This is a genomic window from Rhizobacter sp. P5_C2 (assembly GCF_054049715.1).
In genome coordinates, this window is record NZ_JBFULV010000037.1 from 1 (window position 1) to 17865 (window position 17865).

General features: G+C 68.6%; 16 protein-coding genes. 2 read left to right on the plus strand and 14 right to left on the minus strand.

From position 1 onward, the window contains the following. Together ACXJLU_RS15500 and ACXJLU_RS15505 are read right to left on the minus strand one after the other, a co-directional pair. On the minus strand, positions 1-155 hold a 155-nt coding region (locus ACXJLU_RS15500), incomplete at its 3' end, for a transposase (protein WP_457332459.1). Between the two features lie 70 nt (positions 156-225). Next, entirely contained in the window at positions 226-1131 is a 906-nt protein-coding gene (locus ACXJLU_RS15505) for an AEC family transporter (protein ID WP_457332373.1), read from the minus strand. A 144-nt stretch (positions 1132-1275) separates the two neighbouring features. On the opposite strand from ACXJLU_RS15505, the gene ACXJLU_RS15510 reads away from it, so the two are divergent. Both ACXJLU_RS15510 and xerD read left to right on the plus strand, forming a co-directional pair. Then, the gene (locus ACXJLU_RS15510) at positions 1276-2256 is read left to right on the plus strand and encodes a tripartite tricarboxylate transporter substrate binding protein BugE (RefSeq protein WP_457332375.1); all 981 of its coding nucleotides are present in this window, start codon (positions 1276-1278) and stop codon (positions 2254-2256) included. Next, on the plus strand, positions 2257-3180 hold the full coding sequence (xerD, locus tag ACXJLU_RS15515) for a site-specific tyrosine recombinase XerD (RefSeq protein ID WP_457332377.1): 924 nt from the start codon (positions 2257-2259) through the stop codon (positions 3178-3180). It abuts the gene before it with no gap. 2 nt (positions 3181-3182) lie between these two features. On the opposite strand, the gene ACXJLU_RS15520 is transcribed toward xerD, so the two are convergent. From ACXJLU_RS15520 to ACXJLU_RS15575, 12 genes are all read right to left on the minus strand, one after another. Next, positions 3183-5780 carry a PQQ-dependent sugar dehydrogenase gene (locus ACXJLU_RS15520; RefSeq protein WP_457332379.1) on the minus strand — a complete coding sequence of 866 codons (2598 nt, stop codon included), beginning with the start codon at positions 5778-5780 and terminating at the stop codon, positions 3183-3185. Positions 5781-5797: 17 nt separating this feature from the next. Continuing rightward, a complete protein-coding gene (locus ACXJLU_RS15525) occupies positions 5798-9781 on the minus strand; it encodes an Ig-like domain-containing protein (RefSeq protein ID WP_457332381.1) in 3984 nt (1327 codons plus the stop codon). A gap of 221 nt (positions 9782-10002) precedes the next feature. Then, positions 10003-10227: a hypothetical protein gene (locus ACXJLU_RS15530; RefSeq protein WP_457332383.1), complete on the minus strand. Its 225-nt coding sequence runs from the start codon at positions 10225-10227 to the stop codon at positions 10003-10005. A 34-nt stretch (positions 10228-10261) separates the two neighbouring features. Further along, positions 10262-10516: a BrnA antitoxin family protein gene (locus ACXJLU_RS15535; RefSeq protein ID WP_457332385.1), complete on the minus strand. Its 255-nt coding sequence runs from the start codon at positions 10514-10516 to the stop codon at positions 10262-10264. Then, positions 10500-10775, minus strand: a complete 276-nt coding sequence (locus tag ACXJLU_RS15540) for a BrnT family toxin (protein ID WP_457332387.1) — start codon at positions 10773-10775, stop codon at positions 10500-10502. The genes ACXJLU_RS15535 and ACXJLU_RS15540 overlap by 17 nt, the downstream gene beginning before the upstream one ends. Before the next feature lie 49 nt (positions 10776-10824). Next, positions 10825-11682 (minus strand): MurR/RpiR family transcriptional regulator, encoded by an 858-nt coding sequence (locus ACXJLU_RS15545; protein WP_457332389.1) that lies wholly within the window; start codon positions 11680-11682, stop codon positions 10825-10827. Between the two features lie 75 nt (positions 11683-11757). Next, complete coding sequence (locus ACXJLU_RS15550; RefSeq protein ID WP_457332391.1) at positions 11758-12573, minus strand: SDR family NAD(P)-dependent oxidoreductase; 816 nt, start codon at positions 12571-12573, stop codon at positions 11758-11760. A gap of 2 nt (positions 12574-12575) precedes the next feature. Continuing rightward, positions 12576-13328 carry an SDR family NAD(P)-dependent oxidoreductase gene (locus ACXJLU_RS15555; protein ID WP_457332393.1) on the minus strand — a complete coding sequence of 251 codons (753 nt, stop codon included), beginning with the start codon at positions 13326-13328 and terminating at the stop codon, positions 12576-12578. 7 nt (positions 13329-13335) lie between these two features. After that, positions 13336-14265, minus strand: a complete 930-nt coding sequence (locus ACXJLU_RS15560; protein WP_457332395.1) for a branched-chain amino acid ABC transporter permease — start codon at positions 14263-14265, stop codon at positions 13336-13338. Positions 14266-14278: 13 nt separating this feature from the next. After that, a complete protein-coding gene (locus ACXJLU_RS15565) occupies positions 14279-15568 on the minus strand; it encodes an ABC transporter substrate-binding protein (RefSeq protein WP_457332397.1) in 1290 nt (429 codons plus the stop codon). Between the two features lie 10 nt (positions 15569-15578). Continuing rightward, complete coding sequence (locus ACXJLU_RS15570) at positions 15579-16910, minus strand: ABC transporter substrate-binding protein (protein WP_457332399.1); 1332 nt, start codon at positions 16908-16910, stop codon at positions 15579-15581. 41 nt (positions 16911-16951) lie between these two features. Beyond that, positions 16952-17863, minus strand: coding sequence for an NAD(P)-dependent oxidoreductase (locus tag ACXJLU_RS15575; RefSeq protein WP_457332401.1), 912 nt, complete (start codon positions 17861-17863; stop codon positions 16952-16954). Positions 17864-17865 lie beyond the last annotated feature (2 nt).

The window sequence follows — 17865 nt, forward strand, 5'->3', positions numbered from 1 at the left end:
GGATCCACCCGCGCGGCCATCGGCTCCACGCTCTTGCGCGACAGCGGCAGCATCAGCCCGGTGCAATACCCCTTGAGCCCCGCATGGCGGTCCGAATGCCCCAGACCTTGCGCCAGGTGCTCCATGTACTCGTCAAACCGTTCGCTCGCACCCATCGTTCCTCATCTGAAGAATGAAGAGGTACGTATCGTGCCACGATTTTAGTGACACAGTAAGACTAAGGGGTCAAGAAGGAAGTGCCGCGAGCACCGCGAGCCATACCGGGATGCTCAGCATCCCGAGCAAGGTCGACAGCGTGACGAGCCCCGCCACGTAGGCACCGTCGCCCCCCATCCGCGCCGCGAGCACATACGCGCTCGACGCGGTGGGCATCGCAGCGAACAGCACGACGATGTCACGCTGAGCCAGCGGCAGCGCCAGCACCGCCGTCAGCCCGATCGCCACCGCCGGCAGCACCGCATGCCGGATCGACAAGAAGGCCGCCGCCAACCCCGGCGCCGCGCGCAACCCCGCCACCCGCAGCCCCGCCCCCACCGCCATCAGCCCGACCGGCAGCGCCGCGACGCCGATGCGCTGCAGCGTGGTCGCCACCGCTTCCGGAAACTGCAGCCCCGCGAGGTTCGCGATCAGCCCCGCCACCGTGCTGACGATCAGCGGGTTGCGCACGATCTCGCGCGCGTACGAATGCCCACCATGCCGCGCCAGCGGCCACACCGCCGCCACGTTGCACAGCGGCACGCCCAGCGCGATCAGCAAGGCCATCCACGCGACGCCCTGCTGCCCGCCGAGCCGCTCGGCCAGCGCGAGCGCGATGAACGAGTTGAAGCGGAACGCCGTCTGCGCGCCCGACGCGTGCAGCCGCGCATCGACACCCGGCCCCCTTCGCAGCGCGTAAGACAGCGCGATGCCCACCAGCAGCATGCCGACGCCGCTGGCGGCGAGGCTCAGCGTCTGCGCCGGCTGCAGCGGGCTGCGCACGATCGAGTTGAACAGCAGCACCGGGAACAGCACGTAGTAGACGAGCCGCTCGGCTGCCTCCCAGACCGGACGGTCCAGCGCGGTGTAGCGGCAGATGCAGAAGCCGCAGACGATCAGCAGGAAATCGGGCAGCAGCAAGAGGGCATTCGACATGCGGCCCGAGTGTGCCAGCGCCGCCTGCGTGGTCCGTGCTTTCCCGCTTCGTAGTTTCCACACCGCCGCTGCCCGGCGACGGGGGCAGGATCGCTCACAATGCCCCTCGTTTCGTGCTTCGACTCATCCGCAACAGGAGACACCATGCAACGCAGAACACTGATCGCCGCCGCTGCCTTCGCGAGCGCGCTGCTGGCCGCCCAGGGCGCCGCCCTGGCACAACAGGCTTGGCCGACCAAGCCGGTGCGGCTGGTCGTGCCCTTCGCGCCCGGCGGCACCACCGACATCATTGCCCGCGTGGTGGCCGAGAAGATCAACGGCCCGCTCGGCCAGACGATGATCGTCGAGAACAAGGCCGGCGGCGGCGGCTCGGTCGGCGCCAACGAGATCGCGAAGGCCACGCCCGACGGCTACTCGCTCGGCGTGGCCACCGTGTCGACCACCGCGGCCAACCCGGCGATCAACACGAAGATCCCGTACAACCCGATCACCGACTTCACGCCGATCATCAACGTGGCGGCCACGCCGAACGTGATCGCAGTGCACCCGAGCTTTCCGGCCAGGGACTTCGCCGGCTTCCTGGCCGAGCTGAAGAAGAACCCCGGCAAGTACTCGTTCAGCAGCTCGGGCACCGGCGGCATCGGCCACCTGCAGATGGAGCTGTTCAAGAGCCTCTCCAACACCTTCGTCACGCACATCCCGTACCGCGGCGCCGGCCCGGCGCTGAACGACACCATCGCCGGCCAGGTGCCGATGATCTTCGACAACCTGCCTTCTGCCCTGCCCTTCATCAAGGACGGCCGGCTGATCCCGATCGTGGTCGCGGCACCCACGCGGCTGGCGGTGCTGCCGAACGTGCCCACCTTCAAGGAGGTCGGCTTCGAGGGCGTGAACCGCATGGCGTACTACGGCATCTACGGCCCGAAGGGCCTGCCGAAGGACATCGTCGACAAGGTGAACGCGGCGGTCAAGAAGACGCTGGAAGACCCGGCGGTGAAGAAGCGCATCGAGGAGACCGGCTCGCTGATGGTGGCGAACACGCCGGAGCAGTTCGCGGCGCAGATCGCGGCCGAGTACGAGGTGTACAAGAAGGTCGTCGCGCAGCAGAAACTCAAGCTGGACTGATTGAACACTGCCCTGTTGCAGGCCACGCCTGAACTGACGGAAAGCCACGGCGCGATCGATCGCTTCATCGACGCGCTGTGGATCGAGGACGGCCTCGCCGCCAACTCGCTGGCCGCCTACCGGCGCGACCTGACGCTGTACGCCCAGTGGCTCGCGAAAGAGCCGAAGAAGGCGCTGAACGCCACCACCGAGATCGACCTGCGCGCCTACGCGGTGACGCAGGTCGCCGGCAAGGCCACCAGCGCGAACCGGCGCCTCACCGTCTTCAAGCGCTATTTCCGCTGGGCGCTGCGCGAGCACCTGGTCCTCGCCGACCCGACGCTGAAGCTGCTGACCGCGCGCCAACCGCTGCGCGTGCCGAAGACGCTGAGCGAAGCCCAGGTCGAATCGCTGCTGAAGGCACCGGACGTCGACACCCCGCTCGGCCTGCGCGACCGCACGATGCTCGAGCTGATGTACGCGAGCGGGCTGCGCGTCAGCGAACTGGTCACGCTGAAGGCCGTCCACCTCGGGCTGTCGGACGGCGCGCTGCGCGTCACCGGCAAGGGCTCGAAGGAGCGCATCGTGCCGTTCGGCGACGAAGCGCACGCGTGGCTGCGGCGCTACCTCGACGAGGCGCGTGCCGACATCCTGAAGGGCCAGGCGAGCGACGCGCTCTTCGTCACCGGCCGCGGCGGGCCGATGACGCGGCAGATGTTCTGGCAGCTCGTCAAGAAGTACGCGCTGCACGCCGGCATCCATGCGCCGATGTCGCCGCACACGCTGCGCCATGCCTTCGCGACCCATTTGCTGAACCACGGCGCCGACCTGCGCGCGGTGCAGATGCTGCTGGGGCATGCGGACATCTCCACCACCACCATCTACACGCACGTGGCGCGGGAACGGTTGAAGGCCTTGCACGCCGCCCACCACCCCCGCGGCTGACGCTACTTCACGATCACCAGGTACATGCTGATGCCCGCATTGTTCAGCGGCCCCAGCGTCACCGTGCCGGCGTTGAAGCGCTTCTTGAAGATGCTGAACGCGCGGCTCGTGCCGCTCTCGGAGGTCGTCAGGTCGCTGCCGGTGTCGACCCAGCTGCTGTCGACCCACGACGGCAGCGCGCCGCGGTTGTCGAACGCCAAATAGACGTCCGCCGCCGCGCTCAGCGAGAAGGTCGCGAGCGGCGTGCCGGTGTACGACTTCGAGGCGTTCGCGGTGCGGACCCAGCGCCCGCCGGCCACTGCGGCGGGCAGGCCGGCCACGGTGAACGTGCGGTCGCCGTAGACGGTGTTGCCGACCTGCAGGTTGGACTGCACCGACCAGGCCGCCGAGTTGGCGCCGTCGGACACCAGCAAGTTGCCGATCGTCGCGACCGGCGGCGTCGTGCCGCAGCCCGTCACGCGCGCGCCGCCCCAGTCCGCGTGGTCGTACGCATCGCCGTCGCCGCCATCGGTGACCACCAGCCGCAGCGTGTTCTTGCCGGCCACGCTGGCCAGCGCCTTCTTGCGGATCTCGCCACCGCGCGTGACGCCGCTGTCGTAGGCCAGCACGCCATCGAGCCAGACCTGGAACACCACCGAGCCGCGCGCGCCGACCTCGCCGTCGACGCCCAGGTCGCTCAGGAAACTGCCGCTGCAGTTGCCGTTCAGCCCGAAGCTGATGTCCGACGGCGCATGCACCCCGAGGCCCTTCAGGTAAGGCACGCCCGCCAGCGTGATCGTGTGGCCGTCGGCCGCACCCTGCTCGCCGTTGCTGCGGTCGACCTCGTACGGCCCGTAGCCGTTGACCGGCGTGCCGATCACCGGCAGCTGGCTGATCGGCGTGCGCGGAATGATGTCACGCGTCGCGGTCGCGGTGGCACCGGACGAATCGCTCACCGTCAGCGTGATGCGCAGCCACATGTTGGCCTCGGTCGCCTCGAAGTCCGGCACGGTGAACGTGCCACCCGTCGCGCCGCTGACCGGCGTCACGAACGAGTGCGCATGCGAGTCGTGCTGGAAGTCGACCTTCCAGGTGAACGCGCTCGCCGGCAGCGTGCCGTCTTCCGGATCGCTGCCGCTGCCCGAGTACGAGACCACGTCGCCGGTCGCGAAGCCCGCGCCGTTTGCCGGCGTCAGGATGGCCGCAGTCGGCGAGCGGTTGGTCGTGACGGTCAGCGTGGCCGCGTTCGACGTGACGCTGCCCGAGGCGTTGGTGACGATCGCACGGAAGCTCGCCCCGGTGTCGTTGACCGTCGTCGTCGCGAGCGTGTAGCTGCTGGCGGTCGCGCCCGAGATGTTCGCTCCATTGCGCTGCCACTGGTAGCTGGTTGCGCCATCGGCGCCGACGCTGAAGGTGGCCGCCGTGCCGACGTACACCGTGATGCTCTGCGGCTGTGCGGTGATGGCCGGCGCCTGGCTGCCGGTGTAGCTGATCTTGCTGACCGTGCCCGCGCCCGGCGCCGGCGTGCCGGTGCCCTGGTTGCGCGCCAGGTAGTACAGCGCGCCGCTCGGCGACACGCCGATGTTGGTCGGGTTGCCGATGCCGCTGGCGAAGTTGTTGATCACCGTCGGCGAGGCCAGGCTCAAGGATTTGATGGTGCCGTTGCAGAAGTCGGCGAAGAACAGCTGGCCGACGTAGCTCGCCGGGAAGCGCGCGGTGGCCGGGTTGTAGAACTGCGTGCCGGTGATCGAGCAGCCCACCGAATGCGAGTAGGCGTAGATCGGATTCAGGTACGAGGCGTTCGTGCCGACGCCCTCGACCGCCGGCCAGCCGTAGTTGCCGCCCGCCTGGCCGCGGTTGATCTCTTCCCAGCTGCCCTGGCCGACGTCGCCGATCACGATCGCGCCGGTGGTCGGCTGGATGTCCAGCACGAACGGGTTGCGGAAGCCGAGCATGTAGTTGGCCTTGTACGCGCTCGCGTTGTTGAAGAACGGGTTGTCCGACGGGATGGTGCCGTCGGCGTTGATGCGCAGCACCTTGCCGAAGGCGCTCGCGAGGTTCTGCGAGTTCGAGGTGGCGACCGGCTGCGGGTTGTCCTCGTGGTTGCCGACCGCGACGTACAGCTTGCCGTCGGTGCCGAAGCGCATCGCGCCGCCCATGTGCCACTTGGTCGCGCTCGGGATGTCGGGCAGCTCGAAGACCACGCGCTCGCTGCCGGCCACGATGGTGTCGGCCGCCTCGGTGACGCGGATCACGCGGTTGCGCGAGACGCTGCCCACCACCGTCGAGCAGTAGAAGTAGACGTAGTGGTTGGTGGCGAAGGCCGGATCGGGCACGACGCCCAGGCAGCCGCGCTCGTTGGTCGAATCGACGTTCGCGAAGGCATGGAAGTTGGCCGCCAGCAGCGCGTCGTTCTTGATGATGCGCACGATGCCGTTCTGCTGCACGACCAGCACGCGGCCATCGGGCATCACCGCCATCGAGGTCGGGCTGGTGAGGCCGGTCGCGACCTGGGCGTCGACGAAGCCGGTCGGCACGCTGGCCGCCAGCGCCGGGCCGGCGATCAGCAGGCCGGCCGCGAGGGCACCGCCCAGGCGGCGCAGTCGGGTGAGAAGCTTCACGGGGGGCTCCCTGAGGTTCACTTGACGATGACGGAATACATGCTGACGCCGGTGTTGTTCAGCGGCCCGAGCGTCACCGTCCCCGCCGCGAAGTTCTTGCGGTACAGCACGAAGGTGCGTCCCGGCGATTCGCTGTTGACCAGCTGCAGCCCGGAGTTGGTCCAGCCGCTCATCCACGACGGCGCCGCGGTGCGGTTGTCGATGCCCACGTACACGTCGGCCGCCTGGCTGATCGTGAAGCTGGCCAGCGTCGCGCCGGTGAACGCGCGCGACAGGTTCGCGGTGCGCAGCCAGGCCGAGCCGGCCAGCGCCGCCGGCACGCTGGTCACGGTGTAGGTGCGGTCGCCGTACTGCAGGTTGCCGGCCTGCAGGTTCGACACCAGCGCCCAGCCGCCGGCGTTCGCGGTGTCCTGCACCGACAGGTTGCTCAACACCACGCCGGCCGCGCCGTCGGTGCTGTCGTCGATCTGCAGCAGGTAGCTCACCAGCTGCTGGCGCTGCGCGGCCGTCAGGCTGCTCGCGGCGCCGTGCAGGCCGGCCGGGTTGGCGGTGGTCAGCACGTCCAGCAGCGTCGCGGCCGAGCCGTCGTGCAGGTAGGGCGCGCTGTCCCACACGCCGCGCAGCGTCGGCGTGTCGATGCCAGTCAGCGTGGCACCCAGGCGCTTGCCCGACGACGGCTTGATCGTGCCCACGTCGTGCAGCACGCCGGTCGCGCTGTCGGTGAAGTCGGCGCCCGAGTGGCAGCTGCTGCACTGGCCGGCGCCCTTGAAGATCGCCTGGCCGGCCACGCCATCGGCGGTCAGCGTGCCGTCGGCATTGCGGTACGGGCTCGGGCCGACCGTTGCGAGCGAGCTGACGTAGGCCGCCAGCGCATCGAGCTCGGCGCTGACACCTGCCTTCGGGTTGCCCAGCGGTTGGTTGCGCGTGCCGGTGTTGAACTGCGCATCGGTCATGAAGCCGGTGCCGCCGAACGCGTTGCGCATGTCGTGCTCGAAGTCCTGGATCTCGTCGAAGTTCGCGCTCCAGTGCACCCGGCCCTGGCCGGTGCCGCGCCGGCCGTTCAGCACGGTGGTGTTGCGCAGGCCCTCGCCGCGGTCGGTGAAGTCCATCACGCGGCCGTCGTGCCCGCCATCCTGGTGACAGGTGGCGCACGAGATGTACTTGTCGCGGTTCATGCGCCGGTCGTCGGCGTTGTAGAAGATCTGCTTGCCCTGGAACACCTGCGCCGACAGCGGCTCCGACGAGACCGCGGCCACGTCGACGATCTTGCTCGCGACGTTGGTGGTGGCGTTCAGGATGCCGTTCACGTCGTAGACGCCGACGTTGCGCGACATGAAGTTCTGCACGTACAGCCGGCCGTTCGGCGTCAGCAGCAGGCCGCGCGGCGCCCGGCCCACGTTGACGATGCCGGTGCTGAGCTGCCGCGTGTAGGCATCGACCACCTCGATCTGGTTGGTGCCCTGCGTCGACACAAAGGCGTAGTCGCCGAGCGGGCTGAAGACCACCGCGTTCGCGAGCTCGCGGTCGTTCAGGTCGATGCGGTCGGCCAGCACCTCGGCATTGGTGTCGAGCGCGATCTGCGAGACGATGGTGCGCACCGTGCTCTCGAAGGTCAGCGCCTGGCCGTCGCGGAAGGTTCCGCGCAGCGTGTTGTCCTTCTTCGACGGGATCCACGCGCGCAGGCCGTCAGGCTGGATCGCGATCGACGTGATGAAGTTCGGCACGCCGCGGCCGCTCGCCTCGGTGTCGGGGCCGGGGTCGGTTGCCAGCGCGAAGCTGCGGGTGACGGCGGTCAGCGCGGCGTTCACCTCGATCACCTCGCCGCGCGTGGCCGGCGACAGGTAGCGGGTGACGAGCACGCGCGACGAATCGCCGCTGATCGCGATGCCGCGCGGCACCGCGCCGAGCGACAGCGTGGCCTGCACCGCGCCGGTGGTCGGGTGCAGCTTGACGACGCCTTGCGAGCCCGACAGCGACACGTAGGCCGCGGTGCCGGCCGGGTTGAAGACGATGCCGAACGGCCGCGAGCCGTTGCCGAGCGCGATCGATTGGACCAGGCCGCCGCTGGCCGGGTCGAGGATGCTGATGTCGCCCGAACCGAAGTTGGCGACCCACAGCCGGCCGTCGGGTGCGAACGCCAGCGTCTGCGGGTTGGTGCCGACGCCTACCTCCAGCGCCCGCGTGTTGTTCGCGGTGTTGATCGCGCTGACGGTGTTGCTGTCGGAGTTGACGACCCAGACGCGGCTGCGGCCGGCGTCGTACGCGATGGTGCCGGTGCTGCGCGGCGCGTTCGCGGTGGGCGCGGTGTGGATGGTCTGGTTGGCCGAGCAGGTGCTGGTCTGCGTGCCGCTGCGCACCGACAGGATCACCGGGTAGTGGCGCGGCGCGGTGTAGCTGTGCGTGGCCGACGGCGTGGTCGAGAACGCGGTGCTGCTGCCGTCGCCGAAGCTCCACGAGTACTGCAGGCTGGCCCCGCTGGTGGACGACGGCGCGAACGACTGGCTGCTGTTGACCAAGGCGGCCGTGCGCGGCGCGAGCGTGCAGGCCACCGCGGCGCTGCCGGCGGTGGTGAAGCGCGACGTGAACGCGGCGATCGCGTTGCCGTTGTCGTCCTTCATGCCGCCGGCGGGCACCACCACTTCATACGTGGTGCCGGGGAAGAGCGGCGCATCGGGCGAGAAGTTCAGCACGCCGGACTGCCCGCTGTAGCGCCCCGGCAGGGCCGAGCCGCCGAGCGGGCGCACGATGAAGCTGGTGGTGGAGACGGTGCGCAGGTCGATGTGCGCGGTGGTCGTCAGGCCGACGCGGCTTGTCACCGGCATGCTGGCCGCGTTGTTCTTCGGCGAGACCATGTTGACGGTGGGCGTCTGCGTCCACGGGGCCGCCTGGTGCGGGATCACCGCGCTGCCCGAGCCGTGGTCGTTGCCGACCAGCACCAGGTTGCCGAACACCGTGCCGAAGTCTTCATCGCGGCCCGAGATGTTGGAGGTGCCTGTGCCGGCGGTGGCGCCGGTCGCGAGATCGACCTTGGCGTACTTGACCGAGAAGCCGGAGTGCGCGTAGCCGCCCTGCACCGAGACGTAGCCGCCCTTGCCGCCCAGGTCGGCCGACACCGCGGTCTGCGTGAAGACGGCCGGGTTGCTGATGTCGAACACATGCAGCTTGTTGTCGGTGCCGGCGGTGACGATGCGTTCGCCGTTGACGATGCCGCTGTACTGGCCGGGCGTCGTCGAGCTGGAACCGACCAGGCGCGGGTTGACCGGGTCGCTGATGTCCAGCGTCGCGAGGCCGCTGCCGTCGGTGCTGGTCATCACCAGCAGGTTGCCGACCGCGAAGGTCGGGCCGACGCGGAAGCCGCCCCAGGTGCTGGTCGGGATGGTCTTCACGTAGACGGGGTTGCGCGGGTCGGCGGCGTTGACGATCAGCAGGCCGTTGCCCGAGCCGCCGACGTAGACGTAGGGCGCTTGCCAGAACGCCCACCAGGCGCCGAGCGCGTAGTCGGACTCCTGGATGCCCGGCAGCACCAGCTGGCTCAGCTGCACCGGCGCGAGCGGGTTCGTGAAGTCCCAGAACATGATGCCGTTGATGGTCTGCATCACCGCGTGCTTGCCGCCGTTGGCGAAGCCGAAGCCGTGCGGTTCGCGCAGCGCAGTCACGTCGGTCTGCGACACCTTCACCGGCGCGCGCGGGTTCGACATGTCGTAGAACGCGAAGCCGCCGCCGGAGACGCCGGAGTCCTTGCCGAACGGCACGAACAGGTAGCCCTCGACCATCTGCACCGTGCCCTCGCCGCGCGCGCTGCCGGCGACGGCGCTGTGGATGACCGAGATCGGCTGGAAGACCTCGGAGGCGCTGTAGGTGAGGTTCGGCAGGCCCGGCCCGGCGGCGCTCGCGGTGCCCGAGGCGCACAGCGCGGCGGCGACGGGGAGCGTGCGGGCGGCACGCAGGAAGCCACGAAGCATGCGCGCAGCCCAACGCGCGCGCTGAAGGTGCTTGAACATCGTTTGTCTCCATCAGTGGTCGCGCGCCGGTGGTCCGGTGCTGCGGATGTCGCGCGGAACGTTTGTTGAATGAACGTTCTACACAACAATATCAAAGAACATTTGTTCTTATATCAGTCACGAGGAGGGGTGTCAATCGGGGACGGGATGGGTGGCGGTGAATGCCTGCCGGCAGATGGCGGGATCGGCGTGATATCAGCCAAAACCGGGCTTGCAGCCGCCTACTCGACCCACCCGAGCATCGGGAAATGCATGGCCTCATAGGCCTCGATCAGCGTCACCAACGCGGCGAAATGAGCACCGGCCTCGCTGCCGGGCTTCGGCTCGTCATCGAAATAAGGTTCGACCTGCTTCAGCGCTGCCTTGTAATCAACCTCCGTGCGGATCGGCCTCAGCGTCATTGCTGCTTTGCTCACGCGGTTCTTGGCAACGAAGCTGGCGGTCATGTAGCGGTGCTTGATGTCTTGGGGCGATGTCCAGCTACACCGACGCGTCGCGAAACGCGCGAAGCACCGTATTGATGCGCGTCTGGTAGCCAGGGCCCTGGGCCTTGAACCACTCCAGAACGTCGGTATCCACTCGCAGAGAAATGGATGCCTTGGTTGGAAGCGGCTTCAGGCCACGCCGAACCATGCCACCGACGATGCGGCGGACATCGGCTTCCGGGTGTTCCGGTGAAACCTGGGCCACGGCGTCTTTGCTCTTGAGGCGCGCCCAGTCAGTCTTGGATTGCATCGAAGTAGATTTCGGCTTCGCGCCGGGTTGCTTTGCGGAACGAGATGACTCGGATTTCATGTTCGCCCTCCGTGTGAACTACTGAAACGGGGATGCCGGCGAGGAGCCCGAGCGTGACGAAACGCTGCTCGCCATAGGAGAACCGGTCGTCTTCGAAGGTATAGGTCGTTGCTTCGAACACCCGCGCGGCATCGACGAAATCAAGGCCGTGGGCCTTGAGGTTCGCCGTGCGTTTGGTTTCGGACCAAGTGAACTCCACCACAAGATTGTATATACAACTCGTAGTGACAACAAGGCGAGGGGATCGATCAACTGGTCGTGCGCGCTGCCTTTGCGGGTCGCTTCCCCGCCTCCGCCAGCTGATGCCCCGCCCCCACCACCAGCGCCTGCGACAAGCACAGCGGCGCGACCAGCGATCGGAACGGCCGGTCCGACGCGAGCCCGAGCTCGAAGCAGACCGTCGCTGACGGCTTCAGCGGCGACAGCGCGCTGTCGGTGATCGCGATCACGCGCACGCCGCGTGCGTGCACCGACGCGGCCGCGTCGACGACCTCCTGCGAGTAGCTGTGGAAGCTGGTGGCGATCAGCAGCTCGCCGCGCTCCAGGTTGCGCAGCGATTCGTTCAGCATGCCGCCCACGCCGTCGAGCAGGTGAACCCGCAGGTCGAGCTGGCTCAGCGCGTAGGCCAAGTAGCAGGCGACCGGAAAGGCCCGCCGCTGCGCCAGCACGTGCACCCGCGGCGCGGTGCACACCAGCTTGATCGCCGCGGTGAGGTCGGCGGCGCGCACGCTCTCCTCGAGCTGGCCGAGCTCGGACACCGCATCGCCGACGAACTGGCTCAGCAGCCCCGCCCCCTTGGTCGCCGGCTGCCCCTGGCGGCGCTGCCGGTCGATGCGCTCGCGGTAACTGCTCGAGCGCTCGACCAGGTGCCCGCGGAACACCTGCTGCATCTCGGAGAAGCCCTTGAATTCCAGCGCGTTCGCGAAACGTATCAGCGACGAGGGCTGCACCTTCGCCGCCTCGGCCACCGCCGCCACGGTGCCAAGCGCCAGTTCGTTCGGCTGGTCCAGCGCATAGCGTGCGATGCGCTGCAGCTGCTGCGGAAGTTCAGGGTAGGCCTGCTCGATCGCGGCCTTCAGTTGCTCGTAGTTCGTCGCCCGGGTCATCCATGAAACTTATCATGAACAAACGTTCTTTCCGGCCCGGTGCAACCACAATCATTCGACGCTCTGCCGACGGATCTACTGCGTCGCCGTCAGCCCGCCATCCAGGTACAGCACCTGCCCCGTCACGAAGCCCGCTCCCGGCCCGCAGAAGAACACCGCGGCACCGGCCACGTCCTGCGGCTCCGCCACGCGGCCGAGCGGAATGCGCCCGAGGATGTGCTCGCGCGTGACCGGGTTGTCCAGCCAGTGCGCGCCCATCTCGCCGCGCACCACCGTCGGTGCGATGCCGTTGACGGTGATGCCGTGCGCCGACAGCTCGACCGCATGCTGCTTGATCAGCATCACCAGCGCGCCCTTGGTCGCGCAGTACGCCGAGTAGCCGCGGTCGCGCATGCCCAGCTGCGCGCGCACCGACAGCAGGTGCAGCTGCCGCCCCGGCGCGCGGCCGGCCGCGACCGCGTCGACCTGGTGCCGCGCCGCCGCCTGCGCCAGGAACATCGCGGCCTTCAGGTTGACCTGCACGACCTCGTCGAACGCGTCCTCGCTGACCTCGGCCAGCCGCTCCTCGCGCTGGATGCCGATGCAGTTGACCAGCAGGTCGAGCGCGCCGAAATGCCGCGCGACCGCGTCGACCGACCCGCGCACGCTGTCGACCGAATGCGCGTCCATCGCGAGACCCAGCGCGTCGCCGCCCCCGGCGCGCAGCGACGCGGCCAGGCGCTCGGCCTTGTCCGCGCTGCGCCCTGAGACCGCGACGCGCGCGCCGGCCCCCACCAGCGCGCGCGCGATCGCCTCGCCGATCCCCCCATAGCCGCCCGGCACGTAGGCCACGCGCCCCTGCAGGCCGAACAGGTCGGCCAGCCCCCCCCACGCTGTCACTGGTTCGCTCATCGTCAGTCCATCAACAGTCCGCCGTTCTGGTCCAGCACCTCGCCGGTGATGAACCCCGACAGCGGTGATGCGAGAAAGCTCACCGCATGCGCGAACTCCTCCGGCTCGCAGAAGCGGCCGACCGGGATCTGCTGCAGCAGCGCCTGCCGCTGCGCCTCGTTCAGCTGCTCGGTCACCATCGGCGTGCGCACGTAGGCCGGCGCGATCGCGTTCGCGGTGACGCCGTGCGCCGCCAGTTCGCGGGCCAGCGAGAAGGTCAGCGCGCTCATGGCCCCCTTCGACACCGAATACGCCGTGCCGGCAGTCAGCCCGCCGGTCTTCGCGGCCAGCGAGCTGGTGTTGATGATGCGGCCCCAGCGCCGCGCCTTCATCGCCGGCACCACCGCCTGCGACCACAGCATCGCGCCGTCGAGGTTGGCGCCGAGCACGCGGTGCCATTCGGCGATCGACGTGGCCTCGATCTTGTTGTTCGACAGCACGCCGGCGTTGTTGACCAGGATGTCGACCTCGCCGAAGCGCTCGCGCACCTGCGCATGCGCCGCGCGCACCGACTCGGCCTGCGAGATGTCGCAGGCCACCGCCAGCACCGCGTCGCCGTGGCGCGCCACGAGCGATTCCATCGACGCGGTCGTGAGGTCGATCATCGCGACACGGCAGCCGTCGGCGCGCAGCGCGTCGACCACCGCGCGGCCCATCGTGCCGCCGGCACCGGTCACCAACGCGAGCTTGCCTTCCAGGGGGGTTGAAGTTTTCATGTATTGCTCATGTATCGAGAACACTCTTCTTGCCGAACAGCCCGCGCGAGCGGAACGTGACGACGCCGATGAACAGCAGGTACATCGACATCAGCGACCATTCGGAGGCATACGCCCCCGTGAGACCGGTGACCAGGCCGACCAGCAGCCCGGCGATCACCGCGCCCCACAGCGAGCCGACGCCGCCGAGCACGATGATCAGGAAGGCCGGCACCACCGCGTCGACGCCGACCTGCGGCCGGATGCCCCAGATCGGCGCCATCACGACGCCGGCCAGCGCAGCCAGCGCGACGCCCAGCGCGAACACCGCCGAGCGCAGGCGCGACAGGTTGATGCCGAGCGCGCGCACCATCTCGCTGTCGTGCGCGCCGGCCTTGATGATCGCGCCGTACGGCGTGCGCTCCAGGAACAGCCACAGCGCCGCGATCGCGAGGATCGCGAAGCCGCTGGCGAACACACGGTAGCGCGAATAGATCAGGTCGCCCATCAGGAACGCCCCCGAGATCGCCTGCGGCAGCGGCATCTGCTGCTCGTTGCTGCCCCAGGTCAGCCGGATCAGCTCCTCGATCAGCAGCGCCGCGCCGAACGTCAGCAGCAGCCCGTACAGCGGGTCGCGCCCGTAGGTGCGGCGCAGGCAGGCCTCGAGCACCAGCCCGACCAGTCCGACCACCAGCGGCGCGGCGAACAGCGCGATGCCGTAGCGCGTGCCCAGCGGCAGCGCCATGTAGGTCGCCTGCGCTTCGGGAAACCAGCCGAGCTTCGGCGCCAGCAGGAACAGCGCGACGTACATGCCGAGCGCGAACAGCGAGCCGTGCGCCAGGTTGATGGTTTCCATCACGCCGACGATCAGCATGAAGCCGAGCGCGATCAGCGCGAACAGCAGGCCGAGCGTGATGCCGTTGGCCAGGTGGGGAATGAGCGATAGCAGCGTGTCCATGGTCTCTCGGAATTCAGGTTTCGTACGAAGGTGTTGCCGCCAGCGGTTCGAGCTTGCAGGCCTGCGCGCTCTCGGCGTCCTGCACCTCTTCGGGCCGGATGCGCGCGAGGATGCGGAACAGGTCGTCGGGCTGGGTCGGCATCGAGTTGTAGGCGGCGACGTACACCGTCTGCTGCAGCTGGTGGGTGTGCGGGTTCATCCACGCGTCGAAGTGCTGCATGCGCTCGGCGGCCGGCACGCGCAGGGTCTCCAGCTCGGCGATCAGCTTCAGGTTGTTCGTCGTGCCGGTGCGCTGGATCGCGCGCAGCAGCTCGCGCGTGGCCATGTAGCCGTTGAAGAACACGTTGCCGGGCACCTTGAGCCTGTATTCCGGATGGGCCTGCCGGTAGCGCGCGACGAAGTCCGGCACGCCGGCCAGCCCGAGCCGCCAGTACCAGGTGGTGCCGAAGATGCCGAACAGCGCCTGCCGGCCGAGGCCGTAGACGTCGGGCCAGTCCTGCTGGTTGTTGATCCAGCCGACGCTGCGGTCCATGCCGGCTTCCTGCACCTGCTGGCGCAGCGTCTTCTGGTCGTCGCCCCCCACCGCGGTGGCCACCACGCCGGGGTTCAGCCGGCGCAGCTTGGCCAGCACCGGCGCGAAATCGCGCGTGCCCTGCGGCACCAGCAGCTCCTCGACGATCTGCCCGCCGTTGCCCTCGACGATCCGGCGGATGCCCTTGGCCGTGTTGTGGCCCCACAGGTAGTCGCTGGTCACCAGCGCCCACTGGCGGCCGAAACCGGTCATCGCGCCCTTCACCACCGAGGTCGAGAAGTTGGTGCCGTTGGCGTCCCAGACGAACTTGACGCGGTGGCATTCGGCACCCGCCTCGCTGGGCGAACTGGAGTTGCTGTTGAAGTAGATGCAGCCGTACTTCTGCGCCACGCGCGACATCGCGCTCGCGACGCCCGAATGCACGCCGCCGATCAGGAACGCCACCTCCTGCTGGCGGATCATCTTCTCGGCCACGGCGACCGCGACCACCGGGTCGCCCGCGGTGTTCTCGTGCACCGTCTCGATGCGCCGCCCCAGCACGCCGCCGCGCTCGTTGAACTCGGCGATCGCCATGCGCATGCCGAGCTGCTCGTCCTGCCCGCTCGCGGCGTACTGCCCGCTGTCGTCGGTGGCCAGGCCGATCAGCAGCGGCTTCTTCTGCTTCGCCTGGGCCCACGCGTGCTGCGTGGCCCAGGGTCCGGCGAAGCCCGCCACGGCAGCCGCGCCCGGTGCGAGCACCAGGCGCCGGCGGCTCGGTGAGTGCGCGTGCATCACCGGCCTCTCACTGTTGATAGGACGGCGTGGCGTCGTAGCTCTCGAGCTTGCAGGCCTTCTGCGCGTCGGTGTCGACGACCTCCTTCGGATCCACGTTCGACAGGATCTTGAAGATGTCGTCCTTCTCGGCCGGCGTCTCGTTGTAGCTCGCCATGTAGATGGTCTGCTGCACCTGGTGCGTCACCGGGTCCATCCACGCATCGAAGTGCTGCAGCCGGTCGCGCGCGGGCATCTTGCGGCCTTCGAGCTTCTTGATCACCGCGATGTTCTGCGTGGTGCCGGCCTCTTCCACGCAGCGCAGCAGCTCGCGCGTCGCCATGTAGCTGTTGTGGTAGACGTTGCCCGGCACCTTGATCGCCATGCCCGGGAACTGCTTCTGGTAGGCCGCAACGAACTCCTTCACGCCCGGCAGGTCGAGGCGGTAGTACCAGGTGGTGCCGAACACGCCGAAGATCGATTCCGGGCCGAGCCCGTACACGTCGGGCCAGTCCTGCTGGTTGTTGATCCAGGCCATGCTCTTCTGCAGGTTCAGCTGGATGACCTGCTGGCGCAGCGCCTTGATGTCGTCGCCGCCGATCGCGGTGGCCACCGCATTCGGCTTCAGCTGCTGCAGCTTCAGCAGGTACGACGAGAAGTCGCGGGTGTTCTGCGGCACCAGCAGCTCGTCGACGATCTTGCCGCCGTTGGCCTCGACGATCGCGCGCGTCGCGGCCGACGTGGTGCGGCCCCACACGTAGTCGTTGGTCAGCAGCACCCAGTTCTTGCCGTTCACCTTGATCGCGTTCTTGACGATCGCATGCGCGAAGTTCGTGCCGTTGCCGTCCCAGACGAACTTGACGCGGTGGCAGTCCTTGCCGGCCTCGGTCGGCGAGCTGGAGTTGGTGTTCAGGAAGATCGTGCCGTACTTCTGCGCCACCTGCGAGATCGCGTTGGCCACGCCGGAGTGCAGCGCGCCGACCAGGAAGGCGACCTCGTTGCGGGTGATCATGCGCTCGGCGATGCGCGAGCCCGAGGCCGGTGTGGTCTCGGTGTCCATGTGCAGCGCCTCGATGCGCCGGCCCAGCACGCCGCCCTTGTCGTTGTATTCCTTGATCGCCATCATCGCGCCGAGGCGCTCCTCGCCGCCGCTCGCGCCGTACTGGCCCGATGCGTCCATCGTCAGGCCGATGACCAGCGGCTTGGCCGTGGCCGCCTGGGCCCAGACGCGGTTGTGCGCCCACGGGCCGAAGAAAGTGGCCGGCGCGGCGGCCGCGATGGCGCCGGCCTTCAGCAGGCTGCGCCTTCCCGTATCAGGCGTGCCGGTATCGATCGTCTGAACTTCTTTCGTCGACTTGTCCATGCTTGTCTCCAGGGTTGTTGTGGTGTGAGGCCTGCGCCCGTTCAGCGCGGAATGATCTGCACGTTGTTCAGCTTCTCCTGCGCCTCCAGCAGCGACGCGATGAACTTGTCGCCCAGGCCCAGGTTGCCGGCCTGCACGAAGCTCTGGTGCGCCGCCTCGGCGACGAAGCTCGTCGTCGGCAGCATCTCGGTCAGGTGGGTGTAGTAGCGCAGGTCCTTCTGCGCATTGCCGATCGCGAACTTCAGCCCGGTCAGGTCGCCCTGCAGCGTCTTGCCCAGCATCATCTGGAAGATGCCGGAGTTGACGCCGCCGGCCGAGATCACGTCGAACAGCTTCTGCAGCGACAGCCCGCTCTTCGCGGCGGTGGCCACCGCCTCGGCGATGGCCGCCGCGGTCGTCATCGCGAGCATGTTGTTGATCAGCTTCAGCACATGGCCGTGCCCCGGCGGGCCGACGTGGAAGATGTTCTCGCAGAAGGCCGCGAGCACCGGGCGCACGCGCTCGAAGTCGGCCGGCTCGGCACCGACCATCGTGTTCAGCCGGCCCTCCTCGGCCTCCTTCGGCGTGCGGGCGAGCGGCGCATCGATGAAGGCGACGCCGCGCGCCGCGAAGTCGGCGCGGATGCGCGCGGTCGAGGCCGGCTCGGCGGTCGAGGTGTCGATCACCGTCAGGCCCTTCGCGGCGGCCGCCAGCAGGCCTTCGCTGCCGTAGACGATCTCCTCCACTTGCGGCGAGCCGGTGACGCAGATGATGACCACGTCGCTCGCGACCGCCACCGCCGCGCGCGACGGTTGCTCGCTCGCGCCGGCGTCGAGCAGGTCCTGCAGGTTGGCGCGGTTGCGGTGCGCGACGAAGCTCACCGGGAAGCCCTTGGCCAGCAGGTTCTTGGCCATGCCGTGGCCCATCATGCCCAGGCCGATGAAGCCGACGCGGGGGTTCTTGCTTGCAGTCATGG

Excerpts from the sequence above, each read along its gene's own strand:
- ACXJLU_RS15560 (WP_457332395.1), bottom strand. The coding sequence starts at position 14,265 with ATGGACACGCTGCTATCGCTCATTCCCCACCTGGCCAACGGCATCACG.
- ACXJLU_RS15505 (WP_457332373.1), bottom strand. The coding sequence starts at position 1,131 with ATGTCGAATGCCCTCTTGCTGCTGCCCGATTTCCTGCTGATCGTCTGC.
- ACXJLU_RS15545 (WP_457332389.1), bottom strand. The coding sequence starts at position 11,682 with ATGACCCGGGCGACGAACTACGAGCAACTGAAGGCCGCGATCGAGCAG.
- ACXJLU_RS15530 (WP_457332383.1), bottom strand. The coding sequence starts at position 10,227 with ATGACCGCCAGCTTCGTTGCCAAGAACCGCGTGAGCAAAGCAGCAATG.
- ACXJLU_RS15555 (WP_457332393.1), bottom strand. The coding sequence starts at position 13,328 with ATGAAAACTTCAACCCCCCTGGAAGGCAAGCTCGCGTTGGTGACCGGT.
- ACXJLU_RS15575 (WP_457332401.1), bottom strand. The coding sequence starts at position 17,863 with ATGACTGCAAGCAAGAACCCCCGCGTCGGCTTCATCGGCCTGGGCATG.
- ACXJLU_RS15565 (WP_457332397.1), bottom strand. The coding sequence starts at position 15,568 with ATGCACGCGCACTCACCGAGCCGCCGGCGCCTGGTGCTCGCACCGGGC.
- ACXJLU_RS15525 (WP_457332381.1), bottom strand. The coding sequence starts at position 9,781 with ATGTTCAAGCACCTTCAGCGCGCGCGTTGGGCTGCGCGCATGCTTCGT.
- ACXJLU_RS15535 (WP_457332385.1), bottom strand. The coding sequence starts at position 10,516 with ATGCAATCCAAGACTGACTGGGCGCGCCTCAAGAGCAAAGACGCCGTG.
- ACXJLU_RS15510 (WP_457332375.1), top strand. The coding sequence starts at position 1,276 with ATGCAACGCAGAACACTGATCGCCGCCGCTGCCTTCGCGAGCGCGCTG.
- ACXJLU_RS15550 (WP_457332391.1), bottom strand. The coding sequence starts at position 12,573 with ATGAGCGAACCAGTGACAGCGTGGGGGGGGCTGGCCGACCTGTTCGGC.
- ACXJLU_RS15570 (WP_457332399.1), bottom strand. The coding sequence starts at position 16,910 with ATGGACAAGTCGACGAAAGAAGTTCAGACGATCGATACCGGCACGCCT.